This is a genomic window from Micromonospora sp. NPDC049049 (genome assembly GCF_040649115.1).
Taxonomy (GTDB): domain Bacteria; phylum Actinomycetota; class Actinomycetes; order Mycobacteriales; family Micromonosporaceae; genus Micromonospora.
The window spans coordinates 60,465-73,858 of record NZ_JBEZEX010000006.1 but is presented as its reverse complement, the minus strand read 5'-3'; the positions used below and the strand labels follow the sequence as shown (position 1 = coordinate 73,858).

General features: G+C 72.5%; 15 protein-coding genes. 9 read left to right on the top strand and 6 right to left on the bottom strand.

Annotation, left to right across the window (positions count from 1 at the left end; genetic code table 11):
* Positions 1-9: 9 nt before the first annotated feature.
* The 4 genes from AB0B68_RS08850 to AB0B68_RS08835 all read right to left on the bottom strand — a co-directional run bounded on the left by AB0B68_RS08850 (position 10) and on the right by AB0B68_RS08835 (position 4,633).
* Positions 10-1,254, bottom strand: coding sequence for an MFS transporter (locus tag AB0B68_RS08850; RefSeq protein WP_357258741.1), 1,245 nt, complete (start codon positions 1,252-1,254; stop codon positions 10-12).
* Between the two features lie 175 nt (positions 1,255-1,429).
* The gene (locus AB0B68_RS08845) at positions 1,430-2,698 is read right to left on the bottom strand and encodes a hypothetical protein (RefSeq protein ID WP_357258737.1); all 1,269 of its coding nucleotides are present in this window, start codon (positions 2,696-2,698) and stop codon (positions 1,430-1,432) included.
* Positions 2,695-3,216: a SigE family RNA polymerase sigma factor gene (locus AB0B68_RS08840; protein WP_357204555.1), complete on the bottom strand. Its 522-nt coding sequence runs from the start codon at positions 3,214-3,216 to the stop codon at positions 2,695-2,697. The genes AB0B68_RS08845 and AB0B68_RS08840 overlap by 4 nt, the downstream gene beginning before the upstream one ends.
* A gap of 184 nt (positions 3,217-3,400) precedes the next feature.
* Positions 3,401-4,633, bottom strand: coding sequence for an MFS transporter (locus AB0B68_RS08835; protein WP_357258734.1), 1,233 nt, complete (start codon positions 4,631-4,633; stop codon positions 3,401-3,403).
* A gap of 68 nt (positions 4,634-4,701) precedes the next feature.
* On the opposite strand from AB0B68_RS08835, the gene AB0B68_RS08830 reads away from it, so the two are divergent.
* From AB0B68_RS08830 to AB0B68_RS08795, 8 genes are all read left to right on the top strand, one after another.
* A complete protein-coding gene (locus AB0B68_RS08830; RefSeq protein WP_357258730.1) occupies positions 4,702-5,217 on the top strand; it encodes a MarR family transcriptional regulator in 516 nt (171 codons plus the stop codon).
* Between the two features lie 55 nt (positions 5,218-5,272).
* Positions 5,273-5,788, top strand: a complete 516-nt coding sequence (locus tag AB0B68_RS08825) for a DUF2087 domain-containing protein (RefSeq protein ID WP_357258727.1) — start codon at positions 5,273-5,275, stop codon at positions 5,786-5,788.
* Between the two features lie 52 nt (positions 5,789-5,840).
* Entirely contained in the window at positions 5,841-6,317 is a 477-nt protein-coding gene (locus AB0B68_RS08820) for a MarR family transcriptional regulator (protein ID WP_357258724.1), read from the top strand.
* A 76-nt stretch (positions 6,318-6,393) separates the two neighbouring features.
* Positions 6,394-6,807 carry a DUF6069 family protein gene (locus tag AB0B68_RS08815; RefSeq protein ID WP_357204545.1) on the top strand — a complete coding sequence of 138 codons (414 nt, stop codon included), beginning with the start codon at positions 6,394-6,396 and terminating at the stop codon, positions 6,805-6,807.
* A gap of 247 nt (positions 6,808-7,054) precedes the next feature.
* Entirely contained in the window at positions 7,055-8,734 is a 1,680-nt protein-coding gene (locus AB0B68_RS08810) for an ATP-binding cassette domain-containing protein (RefSeq protein WP_357258721.1), read from the top strand.
* Between the two features lie 30 nt (positions 8,735-8,764).
* Positions 8,765-9,289 (top strand): GNAT family N-acetyltransferase, encoded by a 525-nt coding sequence (locus AB0B68_RS08805; protein ID WP_357258717.1) that lies wholly within the window; start codon positions 8,765-8,767, stop codon positions 9,287-9,289.
* Between the two features lie 72 nt (positions 9,290-9,361).
* Entirely contained in the window at positions 9,362-9,787 is a 426-nt protein-coding gene (locus AB0B68_RS08800) for an Hsp20/alpha crystallin family protein (RefSeq protein WP_124771597.1), read from the top strand.
* Positions 9,788-9,858: 71 nt separating this feature from the next.
* On the top strand, positions 9,859-10,857 hold the full coding sequence (locus AB0B68_RS08795) for a tyrosine-type recombinase/integrase (RefSeq protein WP_357258714.1): 999 nt from the start codon (positions 9,859-9,861) through the stop codon (positions 10,855-10,857).
* A gap of 41 nt (positions 10,858-10,898) precedes the next feature.
* Here AB0B68_RS08795 and AB0B68_RS08790 read toward each other — a convergent pair whose 3' ends face one another.
* Positions 10,899-11,270: a VOC family protein gene (locus AB0B68_RS08790; protein ID WP_357204536.1), complete on the bottom strand. Its 372-nt coding sequence runs from the start codon at positions 11,268-11,270 to the stop codon at positions 10,899-10,901.
* 88 nt (positions 11,271-11,358) lie between these two features.
* Here AB0B68_RS08790 and AB0B68_RS08785 point away from each other — a divergent pair, with 88 nt between their 5' ends.
* The gene (locus AB0B68_RS08785) at positions 11,359-12,204 is read left to right on the top strand and encodes an LLM class flavin-dependent oxidoreductase (protein ID WP_357204534.1); all 846 of its coding nucleotides are present in this window, start codon (positions 11,359-11,361) and stop codon (positions 12,202-12,204) included.
* A 7-nt stretch (positions 12,205-12,211) separates the two neighbouring features.
* On the opposite strand, the gene AB0B68_RS08780 is transcribed toward AB0B68_RS08785, so the two are convergent.
* The gene (locus tag AB0B68_RS08780) at positions 12,212-13,387 is read right to left on the bottom strand and encodes a PQQ-binding-like beta-propeller repeat protein (protein ID WP_357258711.1); all 1,176 of its coding nucleotides are present in this window, start codon (positions 13,385-13,387) and stop codon (positions 12,212-12,214) included.
* Positions 13,388-13,394: the final 7 nt, after the last annotated feature.

Below are 13,394 nucleotides of genomic sequence, written 5' to 3'. Positions count from 1 at the left end.
TCACCCGGTCTACTCGATGGGCGGCACGGATGGTGTCGGCGTCGCACCATGCGTGTCGGCGCGTCGCATCGCCCGCGGCAGTCGCAGCGCGACGACGCCGGTAGCCACCAGTCCGCCGACTCCCGCGACCATCAGTGTCACCGGGGCGGACGTGGCGTCCAGCAGGACACCACCGGCGAGGTAGGACGTCGCGGCGGCGACCCCGATCGCACCGTACAGATTGCCGAAGACCCTGCCGAGCATGCCCGGTGGCACCGTACGTTGCAGCAGGGTGCTGGACGCGACGTCCATGGCCGCCAACCCGAAGCCACGAACGGCCTGCAGGGCGATCGCGGCGGCGACGGCCCAGGCGAGCCCGGTCAGCAGGTTGCCGACACTGCTGACGGCGAATCCCGCGATCAGCAGTAGCGGCATCGACGCCCTGGTGCCCCACCTGGACAGCATGGCGTAACCGGCCACCAGCCCGACACCGACGGCGCCCAGCAGAAGCCCGACCGCTGATCCGCCCACGTGGAAGGTGTCTTTGGCCAGCAGCACCAGGGCCACGTCGTCGACCCCGTTGAAGGCGACCACCGCGGTGAAGCCCAGGAAGATCACCCGCACCGTCGGAACACTCAACAGATAGCCGAGGCCCGCTCTGGCCTGTCGCAGCAGGGGCGGCTGGCGCTCGTCGCCGGTCGTCGGCGGAAGTGAGGGGAGCCGCGCGAGCAGCATGGCCGAGACCAGGAACGACACGGCGTCGACGAGCAGCACACCACGCAGTCCGACCAGCGGGAACAGGGCCGCGGCGAGCAGTGGGCCGATCGCCTCTGCCGCGTTGGAGCCGAACCCGAGGGTGGAGTTGGCGGTCTCCAGGTCGCGGTCATCGACGAGGGCGGGCACCGCCGCCCGAGACGCCGGCTGGAAGAGCTGCGACGCGGTGGCGCGAATCGCGACGAGAGCCAGCAACATCGGCAGCGAGGGCATCGTCAGGACGATGACGAGCAGGACCACAGCTTGGACGAGTTCGCAGACGACCATCAGTCGTCGGAGGTTGAGCCGATCAGCGAGGGCGCCGGTGAACGGACCCAGCAGGGATGGCGTGAAGTCCCCGACAAGGAGCAGAAGCGCGACCGCCAGCCCTTTACCCGTCGTCTCGGCGACGTGGAAGATCAGCGCGACAAGGCTGAGTGAATCGCCCGCGTACGAGACGAGCCGTGCCGAGAAGAGCGTTCGGAATGGCCTGTTGCGGTAAAGCAGCTGGATGGGACGCAACGGAGCAGCGTCTGCCACGGCAGACGCTGCTCCGGACATCTCGAAGGTCCCCTGTCGCTGAGGGCTGCGGTGAGGCGTCGTGCCGCCGATACCCGGGACGGGTGAACCAGCCTGTGGGTGAAGGTAGCCAGGAGAGCGTCGGCGAGCGCGGTATTTACCGTTGTCGGGAGCTGATTCAGGAAGCGACCGGAACGTTGGTGGTGGCCCCGCTGGCGTCGGTGACCCGTACCTCGGTCGCTGTCGCGGGCAGCAGTGCCGCGTCGCGGCCGACGTCCTGCCACTGGCCGTCGCCGATTCGGTAGCTCAGGGCTGACCCCTTGGCGGCGACGAGAACGCCCTGGTCGTCGGGCAGTCGTAGCCGCACAGGTAGGGGGGCCGACCAGTCCGCGGTCGTGCTGGCCACCGCCTCGAACGGAAGATATGTGCGGGCGAGCAACGCGATGACGCGGGACGGGTCGTCGTCGTACTGGACGGTTGTCACGAGGAGCCGCCGGCCGTCGGAGGTTGCCCCGTAGACCCACAGGAGGGGAGAGCCGTTGTGCGTGTGCGCTCCGACAGGGTCGATGTATTCGGCGAGGGCTTCGGTCGGCGCGTTCACCTCTGCGGCAGCGGGGTCGGTGCCCCAGACCTGCTGCGCACCGGGCAACGTGTGTCGGAGAAGCGGTGGTGCGGGCCGATCCTTGTTGTCGGGGAAGAGGATCTCGCTCGTGCCGTCGATGTGAATCGCGTTCTGCCGTTCCACGGGAGTCCTGGAGAGCGCGACGGTGAGCTTCGTGCGCTGTGGCGGCACCGACAACACCGCCGCACCGTCTCGGAACACCACCGGCTCGAAGGTCCGCTCGACCTTGCCATCGGGCTCGTACCTCAGCTGCGCGGAGAACTCCACCGGTTGCCCGAAGTCGAGCACAAGGAGCACGTCGCGCTGTGGTCCGAGCAGTACCGCCTGCTCGAGGCCGTCTGTTTCGCTGCTGGTGGCCTGCGTCAGGGTGCGCACGCGCGGGCCACCGGCGGTGGGTTCGAGGAACCCCACCGTCGTGCCGTGCGCGGTGGCGTGGGCCACGTAGGCGGCCGGGCCAGCAGGCGTACCTCCTGCCCACACGACGTGCGGCTCGCCGCGCGTCCGATCCCCGGCCTCCTTGATCCGGCGCTGCCACACCTGGCGGACCTGCCGCAGGTATCCCTCATCGGCGGCCAGATCACCGCGAGTGGGCTGGTCGAGCAGCGGTGAAGCGGCACGGGTGTCTCCGGCGCCGCCGGGCAGGTCGAGGACGCCAGCCATGGGCACGGCCACCACTGCCGCGCAGAGCGCCGCCAACACCACTCGCCGGCGCACCACCCGCCGCCGCCCACCCCGACGCACTTCAGCGAGCAGACCCGGCGGGCTGACCAGGTCGTCCGTAGCGCGGTGCAGGATGCCGCGCACGTCACTGTCGTTCATGGTCATCGCGAACTCCCGGTTCCAGTGATGGGTATGACGAGGTTCGACTCGGCCAGCGCCTCTCGCAGCCGAGCCAACCCACGGGAGGCGTGACTCTTCACCGCACCCTCTGAGCAGCCCATCGCCGCCGCAACGTCGACGACCGGCAGGTCTTCCAGGTACCGGAGCACGACAGCGGCCCGCTGCCGCGCCGGCAACGCCCGCAGCGCCCCGACGACCAGTTCACGAACCGCCACCGCGTCGGCGTGGTCGCGGGCAACCCCGTCATGCTCGCCCAGCGACTGTTCCGGACGGCGGGCGCGCCACCGCCACCGGTTGATCGACCGGTTGACCAGCGCACGTCGCGCGTACGCCTCCGGGCTGCTCTGCACCCGCCGCCAGCGCACGTACACCTGCTCCAGCACCTCCTGGAGCAGGTCCTCGGCGGCGTGCCGGTCCCCGGTCAGCAGGAAGGCGACCCGCAACAGCACCCCTGACCGTGTGCGAACGAAGTCGTCGAACTCCGCCCCACGCGAATCCCTCATCTGACCTCCCGGCCTCGTCAACCAGCAAGACACCAGGTGCGCTCGCGAGGTTTACCGGTCCCGGCAACTTTGCCCGATGGATCCGTCCCGCCGGGGGCCGGTCGCCCAGCGGGCTTCGGCCCAGCGGAGGAAACACGCGGTCAGGTCGGGGTCGTCGGTCACCGCGCGTCGACGATCGATCTGGTCAACGGACGGCGGCGGGGTCGGCCGGTTGCGGTTGCGGGGTCGTCGGCCAGGTGAGTCGGCGTACGCCGGGAACGAGGGCGGTTCCCGCGCAGGAGGCGAGCACCAGCAGGCCGGCGACGGCCAGCGGGACGGGTGCGCCGAACGCGTCGGCGGCCAACGGCGCCAGCGCGTAGCCCAGCGGCATGGCGCCCAGCGACACCAGCCAGTCGTAGGAGGTGACCCGGGCCAGGACCTCCGGCGGGAAGTGGTGCTGCACGACGGTCTCCCACACCGGGTTGAGGTAACCGAGGGCGGTCAGCGCCACCGCGTAGGCGGCGATCACCGCGGGGGCGGGCGCGGCGACGGCGAGCAGGAACAGCGGGGCGGCGTAGCAGGCCAGCCCAAGGTTGGCCAGCAGCACCGGTCGGTGCAGCCGGACCCGTCCGGCCAGCAGCGATCCGGTCAGCATTCCGATCGCGCCGGCCTGCAACAGCAGCACCCAGGTCGTCTCGCCGCCGAGACGGTCGATGACGACGGCCGGCCCGAGGGTCATCAGCACGGCGGCGGCGCCGTTCCAGACGCCGTGCCCGAACAGGCTGGTCCAGAACCAGTCGCGGGCGCGTACCTCGCCGAAGCCGTGTCGCAGGTCGGCGAGGACGGAGCGGCGGGGGACCGGCACGTGGCGGACCCGCACCAGCGCGAGCAGCGTGGCGCTGAGCGCGAACGACGCGCCGTCCAGGATGAACGCCCAGCCGGGACCGGCGGCCCAGATCAGCGCGCCGGCCAGCGCCGGGCCGGCGAGGCGGCTGGTGTTGGCGGTGATTCCCATCAGCGCGTTGGCGCGCTGTCGCTCGGCGGGCTCGACGGTGCCGGCGACCAGCGGGGAAGCGGTAGGAATGGCGAACGCCGAGGCGGTGCCGCCGAGCGCGGACGCCACCACCACTGTGGTCAGCGACGGGTCGCCGCCGAGCAGTTCCACGCCGACCGCGAGCTGCGTGGCGCAGCGGACCAGGTCGGCCAGGAGGGCGACCCGGCGGGCGTCGAAACGGTCGGCCACCACCCCGCCGAACGGCAGCAGAACCAGCCGGGGCACGACCGCCGCGGCGAGGACGACGGCCAGCGCGCCGGTGGAGCCGGTGGCCCGCAGCACGGCCAGCGCCAGGGCGGCGGGCACCACCGCGTCGCCGAGGGCGGAGATGGTGCGCCCCAGGAACAGCAGCCGGAAGGAGTGGTCGCGCAGTGGGTGAGCCATGGCCACAACATACTTCGGCGTCGAATATTTTGACAATGAATATTTCGGCGTTGAGGTAAGGTGGCACGGTGACCACCACTCCGGACGCTGTCGACCGGCACATCGAGCGTTGGCTGCCCGTGGTGCCCGGCCTCGACGCGGACGTCGAGGGAGCGGTGACCAGGATGATCCGACTGACCCGGCACCTGCGGGCCGTCAAGGAACGGGTCCTGGTCGACTTCGACCTGCCGGCCCACGAGTACGACACCCTGCACGCCCTGGCCGGCCGCGGTGGCCGGGCCGCACCCTCGGACCTCGCCACGGATCTCACGATGGCCCCCGCCTCGATCACCGCGCGGGTGGACGCGCTGCTGCGACGGGGCTTCGTCCGCCGGATTCAGTCGACAGTCGACCGTCGACGCGTCGACGTGGAGCTCACCGAGGCGGGCCAGGCCGCCTGGCGCGGGGCGATGGAGGTCCAGGGCGCCGAGGAGCATCGCCTGCTCGGCGCGCTCACCCCTACCGAGCGACGACACCTCTCCACCCTGCTGCGCCGGGTGCTGCTCGTCGCCGAAGAACCACAGAGCGCGCCCCAGACCGACTGAGCGGGGCCGAAAATCGCGTGGCGGCGCGCGTACCGCTGATGCGAGGGTGACCGGCGTGACTGCGCATGTGCTGGCCGGTGCCCTGGCCGACGACGGACGGCGACGGATCTTCGCGGCGATCGTGCTGGGTGCGACCAGCGCGACCGAGGTCGCCGCGCGGACCGGCCTGGCGGCGCGGGTGGTGCTCACCGGGGTCCGCCGGCTCACCGACGCGGGCCTTGTCACTGGCGAGGACGGTGCGCTCGCGGCCGACGAGGCGTCGCTGCGGGCCGCCGCGCGTGACAGCCACCCGGCCGACGACGCCGACCCCGACGTCGACCCGGTCCTGCGGACCTTCCTGCGGGCGGGCGTCCTGGTGAGCCTGCCGGCGCAGCGCGGCCGGCGTCGGGTCCTGCTCGCGCACATCGCCGAGCAGTCGTTCGAGCCGGGCACCCGCTATCCGGAGCGGGCCGTCGACGACGCGCTCAAGCCGTGGTGCGCCGCAGGCGGGTCGGATCACGCGACGCTGCGCCGGTGTCTGATCGACGAGCAGTTGCTCACCCGCGAGCACGGCATCTACCAGCGGCCCTGAACGTCGACTACGGGAACCGTCTGGTCGCGGAGGATCTTGCTAGCCTCGGCGCATGACCTCCTGCACGCCCGCCGATGGCCCGCCGGACCTGTTGTTTCTGCTCTCCTGGGCGAGTCACGCGTTGCAGACCGAGCACGCCGCCGGGCTGGCCGAGCTGGGCATATCGCCGCGGGCGCACTACGTGCTGGCGCAGGCCCACACCGGCGAGCTGACCCAGCGGGAGATCGGCGAGCGGTGCGGTGTGGACAAGACCACGATGGTGGTGACGCTCGACCAGTTGGAACGGGCCGGCCTGGCCGAGCGCCGCCCGGTGCCAACGGACCGGCGGGCCCGGATGGTCGCTGTGACTCCAGCGGGGGAGCAGGTGCTGCGGCAAGCGCAACAGGTGGTCCGCCGCATCCAGGACGACCTGTTGGCAACCCTGCCCGAGCAGGACCGGGAGGTGTTCCTGCGGTCTCTCCTGGGGTTGGTGAGCGGACCACTGGCCAACACCTCCCCGTACGCGCCGGGGGCCCGCTCCGGCTGTTAGTTCCGAGAAAGATAGTTCCGAACAAGACTATCTGTTACGGTCGTACTCGTTCGTTTCCCCTGAACGAGGAGCCGTCATGAGTGCTGCCACCGTCACGACCCCCGCCCCGTCATTACTGCGCCGCCGCGCCCTCGGCGTCGCCGCCGCTGTCGTGGCCCCCCTGGCCATCTGGGTGATCGGCGTGTTGGCCGGAGTCGACTACACCGTCGAGAGCCCGGGCCAGCCCGCCACTGTCATCGGAGCCGGCGCGATCGTCATGATCGCCCTGGTGGCCGCCCTGCTCGGCTGGGCGTCGCTGGCGCTGCTGGAGCGGTTCGCCAGCCGGGTCGCTCGACCGGTCTGGATCTCGCTGGCCATCGTCGTGACGGTGCTGTCCTTCGTCCCCGTGCTCAGCGTCGAGGCCACCGGCGGCGCCAAGCTCGCGCTCGGCGCGACGCACGTGGCCGTGGCGGTCGCGTTGATCGCCCTGCTGCCCCGCCCCCGCCGGTAGACGGCACCCTGGTATTCCCCCCGCCCACCTCGTGTCGCGCTGACCACGGGGTGGGCGAAACCCTCAGGACCTGACGCGCCGAGGTTGCTAGCATCGCCGTCATGGCACGAGGTATCTGGTCGCAGAAGGTCCGCTCCGCCCGCTGACGGCGGCGCCCTTCGTTCTGCTGAATTCGCGCTCGCCGTCCCGGTTCCCGCCGGGCGGCCGTCACCTGCTGCCCGGCTCCATCGCGAGCTGCGGAGCACCGTTGAACCTCACACCGAACCCCGAAACCATGTCCCGGCCCGTCGAGGCCGGCAGTGCGCACGTCCGCGCCACCGACGTCACAGTGACCCGCGGGTCCCGGCGCGTCCTGACCGACGTCTCGGTCACCGTCTCCGCCCGTTCGAGGGTGGCGGTCGTCGGCGAGAACGGCCGCGGCAAGACGACGCTGCTGCACGTCCTCGCCGGGCTGATCACGCCGGACGGCGGCACCGTGCGGCGGGCCGGCACGATCGGACTGGCCCGCCAGGAGCTACCCGCTCGCGACGGCGAGACGGTCGGCACCCTCACGTCCGAGGCTCTCGCCGCGTCGCTCAGCGCCCTCGCTGCGCTGGACGAGGCGACTCTCGCCCTGGCCGCCGGCGCCCCGAGCGCCGAGGACCGCTACGCCTCCGCGCTCGACGCGGCCACCCGCCTCGACGCGTGGGACGCCGAGCGCCGCGTCGACGTGGCACTGGAGGCCCTCGACGCCTGCACCGACCGCGACCGCCCCCTGGCGACGTTGTCGGTGGGGCAGCGCTACCGGGTGCGGCTGGCGTGCCTGCTCGGCGCCCGCCACGATGTGCTGCTGCTCGACGAGCCGACCAACCACCTCGACGCGGGCGGCCTGGACTTCCTGACCCGCCGGCTCCGCGAGCACGACGGCGGTCTCGCCATCGTCAGCCACGACCGGGCGCTGCTCCGCGACGTCGCGGACCGGTTCCTCGACCTCGACCCCACCCACGACGCGAAGGCGCGGCTCCACGCCGGCGGTTATGACGCCTGGCAGGACGCCCGCTGTCGCGAGCGGGAACACTGGGAGCAGGAGTACGAGCAGCAGCAGACCGAGCGTCGACGACTCCAGGACGCAGTGTCGAAGGCCCGCGACCGGCTCTCCACCGGCTGGAGACCGGACAAGGGGACCGGCAAGCACCAGCGCCAGTCCCGCGCGCCGGGCGTCGTGCAGGCCCTGAACCGGCAGCAGGACGCGCTCCAGGCACACCGGATCGACGTACCGAAACCACCGCCGACGCTGCGGTTGCCGGACCTCGGCGTACGACAGGGCGCGCCGCAGGTACGCGCGCAGGGTGTCGCCGTCGACGGGCGGCTCGCTGGTCCGGTCGACCTCACCATCGACGGCGGTGACCGGCTGCTCGTCACCGGGCCCAACGGCGCCGGGAAGTCCATACTGCTCGCGGTGCTCGCCGGAGCGCTCGAATCCTCCGACGGGTACACCTGGACGGCGAGGGAGGCCCGGGTCGCCCGGCTCACCCAGGAGACCGCCGGGCAGGCCCCCGACCTCACCGCCGACGAGGTGTACGCCGGCCAGGTGGGACGCCTGGTGTCCGCCGGGGTGTTGCCCGCCGCCGAGGCCGTGTCGCTCGGATCGCTCGGGCTGCTGGACTCCGCCGCGACGCGTACGCCCGTCCGGCGGATGTCGCAGGGGCAGCGGCGCCGCCTCGATCTGGCACTGGTGTTGGCCGGGCGGCCCACAGTGATCCTGCTCGACGAGCCGACCAACCACCTGTCGTCGACGCTTGCCGACGAGCTGACCGCCGCGATCCGCGCGACGAGTGCCGCTGTCGTCGTCGCCACCCACGACCGGCAGTTGCTGCGGGATCTGGCCGACTGGCGGCTGCTGCGGGTCGGCGAGGCCACGACACCGGGCACCCGGGCGACCGGATAAAGCCGTTGACCGGGCGGTGATGATCAACAGGTGACCGTCACCGCCCGACCCACCTGGACGACAAGCGCCAGCCGGCCCGACCACCCCGACGCGGTGCTGCTGCTGCGCGAGTACATGACCGAGATGGTGGTCCGCTACCACCGTCGCCCGGCCCGGCCCGGTGAGGTCGACGCCGCTCTGGCCGAGCTGCCCAGCGACGACCTGACCGCGCCGAGCGGGTTGCTCCTGCTCGCCCACCACGGCACCGACCTGGCCGGCTGCGCCGGGCTGCGCTGGCAACCGGGATGGGCCGAGCTGACCCGGGTGTTCATCCGCGGCGAGCATCGCGGCGCCGGTGGGGGCGCCGTGCTGCTCGCCGCCGTCGAAGAGCAGGCCCGTGCGGCCGGGGCGCACCGGATCCGGCTCGACACCCGGCACGACCTGGTCGAGGCCCGCGCCCTGTACGCCCGGCACGGCTACGCCGAGATCCCCGCGTACTCGCGGGGCCCCTACGCCGAACACTGGTTTGAAAAGCGGCTGTCCGGAGCAGTTGACGTCGGCGCGCGGACGCGCTAAATAAGAAGAGGAAGTTGAGTCAGCCCGGCTCAACTCATCACCTTCGGCCAGGAGAACCGAGGAGGCATGACGATGTTGATGCGTACCGACCCGTTCCGCGAGATCGACCGGCTCGCCGAGCAGTTCTTCGGTACGGCGGCCCGTCCCGCGACGATGCACCTTGACGCCTACCGCGACGGCGACCACTTCTACGCGGCGTTCGACCTGCCCGGCGTCGACCCGGACAGCATCGACTGCACCGTCGAGCGCAACGTGCTCACCGTCCGCGCCGAGCGTCGCCGGCCCGCCGGCGACGGCGTCGAGCTGGTCGCCGCCGAACGCCCGATGGGCACCTTCACCCGGCAACTGTTCCTCGGCGACACGCTCGACACCGACAAGCTGGAGGCGGGCTACGAGAACGGGGTGCTGACGCTGCGCATCCCGGTCGCCGAGCGTGCCAAGCCCCGCCGGGTGACCATCCAGGCCAACGGTGCCGCCCGCCGAGAGATCAACGCCTGATCCGACACGGTGACGGGTGGGATCGGCGCGCCTGCACGCCGATCCCACCCGAGGCTGAGAGCCTTTTTCACATGGTGTTCTCCGACGCTCCGGTGCTCGCCCGCCCGTCCGCGCCACCGGCGCTGCCGAGCGGGCCGGTCGAGGTCACCGAGGCGTGGCTGCGCAACCGGCGGCTGTCCGAGCACACCCGAGACGCCTACCGACGTGACGTCACCGGCTGGCTCACCTGGTGCAACGGGCATGACCTGGACCCGCTGCGGGCCACGTTCCTGCACGTCAACGAATACGCCCGCGCCCTGGAGAGCAGCCTCGGCACCCGCAGTGGCCGCCCACTGACCCCGGCGACAGTCGCACGCCGACTCTCGGCGCTGTCCAGTTGGTACGACTTCCTCGTCAAACTGGGCGCTGTGCCGGCCAACCCGGTCTCCGGCGCCGACCGCCCCCGCGTCGACCGGGACCACTCCGCCACCGTCGGGCTCACCCCCGAGGAGGTGGACGCCCTGCTCAGCGCCGCCGACGCGGACACCGGCGCGACCGCCGTCCGCAACCGGGCGGCCCTCGCGCTCCTCGCCGACCTGGGCCTGCGGGTCGGGGAGCTGATCTCGCTGGACCTGACCGACCTCGGCACCGAACGCGGCCACCGCAGCGTGCGTTTCGTCGGCAAGGGCGGCAAACAACGCCGCCGCGCCCTCACCCCCGGCACCGGCTACGCCCTGGACGCCTACCTGGCCCAGCGGGCCGCCACCACCGGCGTGCCGGTGCCGCAGCTCACCGGCCCGCTGCTGGTCACCGCCAGCGGTGCCCGGCTGGACCGACACTCGGTGTTCCGGATGGTCCGTCGGCTCGCCCGCGCCGCCGGCATCCAGGCCTGGGCGAAGCTGTCCCCGCACTCGCTGCGGCACGCCTTCGCCACCACGGCCCGCTCGGAGGGCGTGCCGTTGGAGGACGTGCAGGACGCCATGGGGCACGCCGACCCGCGCACCACCCGCCGCTACGACCGGGACCGGCACAACCTCGACCGCGACCCGGCCTACGCGGTGTGGGCGGCCCGGTCGCGTCGTCGCGGCTGAGCAGCGCGGGCGGCGCTGCCGCGGCTCTGCGTCCGCCCGTGTCAGCTCTGTGGGCGGGGGCAGATGCAGAACGGCTGCCCGATCGGGTCGAGAAGCACCACCCACCGCTCACCACCGGGCTGGAAGGAGGGCTTCGACGCGCCAGCGGCCACGAACTTCTCCTCCGCCGCCGCCAGGTCGTCGACGTAGAGATCCAGGTGGTAGCGCTTGTCACCGGTCTCGTCCGGCCAGGAGGGCGGTCGGTAACCCTCCACCAGCCCGAAGCCGATGGAGACGCCACCGGAGCTGATCATCGCGTATTCCGGTTGGCTGTGGGTGACCTCCCAGCCGAGCGCCTCGTGATAGAACGCGGCGTGGCCGGCGGGATCGGAACTGTCGAGGTTGACCATCGCGAGGTCGGCAGAAACTGTCACGCCGGCAGTATGCCGCCGGGGCCCGACACCTTCGGCCCCGCGACACTCGCCGAGGCCCAATGTCAGGCCCCCGCCCTACGGTCGGCGGATGAGACACGGTCTGGAGATTTCCTGCGGTGGGGCCTCGATCGCGGTGTCCACACTGGTCGAGCTGGGTGAGCTTGCCGAACGCGCCGGCTGGGACGGCGTGTTCCTGGAGGACTATCTGATCCACTATTCCGGCGACGAGCCGTTCACCTACGACCCGTGGCTCGTCCTCGCCGCGATCGCCGGGCACACCGACCGGGTGCGACTGGGCACCACCGTCACCGCGCTGCCCCGACGCCGCCCGGCGAAGTTGGCGCGGGAGGTCCTCACCCTCGACCACCTCAGCGCGGGCCGGGCGACAGTCGCGGTCGGTGTCGGTGACCCCGGCGACCGGGGTCTGGTCGCCTTCGGCGAGCAGACCGAGCTGTCCGTGCGGGCCGCGATGCTCGACGAGGGTCTCGACCTGCTGACCGGGCTGCTCAGCGGTGGGCGGGTCAGTCACCAGGGCACCCACTACCGCGCCGACGGGGTGTCGCTGCGGCCGGCGCCGGTGCAGTCGCCGCGGGTGCCGGTCTGGGTCGGCGGGAGCACGCAGGCCGGGGCGGTGCGCCGCAGGGCCGCTCGCGCCGACGGCATCGTGCCGTACAAGCTCACCGACACCGACGGGTGGTCCGACTTCACCCCCGACGAGGTCCACGACCTGGCGAAGGCCCTGCCATCGACACGCGCCGACGGTCAGCCGTTCGACGTGGCCATCGGCGGCCGGCGACGCCGCTCCGACGAACGCGCCGAACGGGCCTACCTCGGCGAGCTGGCCACCGCCGGGGCCACCTGGTGGTTGGAGTTCGTTCCGGCCGGCGATCCGGCCACGATGCGCGCAGCCGTTGCCCGAGGCCCCCTGCGCTGACCCGGGGTCAGGGGGCGTCGAGGGGCCAGAACGTCACGCGGGCCGTGCCGTCGCGGCAGATCAACCCGGCGCCGACCCGGCGGCAGTCGGTCACACCCGCCGGGAGCACAGCGGACACCCGATGACCGTCGCGCCCCACCGTCGCGACCAGGGAGCGCCTACCGTCAGCCGCCATCCCCAGCACCACCAGGGGTTCCGTGGCAACCCGTGGGCCAGCGACCGTTCGCCAGCGCGCCCCGCCCGGCCACGTCCACACCCGCACCCCGCTGCCCGCGTCGATCGCCCAGCGTCCCTGCTCGTCCTGCCCGCAGAGCAGACCCTGGCAGGGCCGCAGGATCAGGTCACCCGGCTGCACCGGCGACCGCCAGCGCGGCACCAGCCCGGGTAGGTCGTAGCCGGTCAGCGCCACCGCGCCGCCGCGCGGGTGGCGCAGCACCAGGTGCGCCCCGACAACCTGGGGATTGTCCGGGCCGTAGTCGGCAGGCGGAAGCTGTCCCCGCCCACGTTCGGTGCCGTCGCGGGCGTCGAGCAGCCGGACCAACCCGTCGTCCTGCACCAGCAGCACCCGCCCAGGCAGGCCGGGCAGCGCCCGCAGCACCGCAGTGGAGGGCAGCGGGACCGACCACAGGGTCGCCCCGGTGGCCGGGTCGACGCCGTGCACAGTGCCCTCGACCCGCCGACCCGGTTCGGAGGCGCTGCGCACCTCGCTCACCGCGACCGCCGCGTCCCCGGCCGCGTACACCCGCTCGGGTCGCCGCCATACCGGCTCGCCGGTCCGCAACGACCGCCCGGTGGTCATCCGTGCCCCGAGCGCCTGGTCGCGCTCGACCAGCAGCAGCACATCACCGGCGACCTCGGCGGACCACCCGGCTGCGGGCGGCACTGTGACCCGCCACCGCGGCGGCCCGTTCGGCGCGACCGAGTCGTAGGCGCTCAGCGTCGGCGGGTTCGGCTCAGGGTCGACGACCAGCAGCAGCGGCCCCGCGCCCAGCACCGTCGCCCGGGCGGGCAGCGCCGGCCCGGGCGGCGGCGTCAGGCGCGCGGCCGGGGCGGCACCACCGAGCAGCAGGACACAGGCCGCCACCAGCACCGCCACCCGCCACCGGCGGGACACCTGCGGTGGTGGGCGGCGCTCGTCCGGGGGCGCGCCCCTGTCGTCACCCAGCTCGATCAGCACCGACATGGCGTTC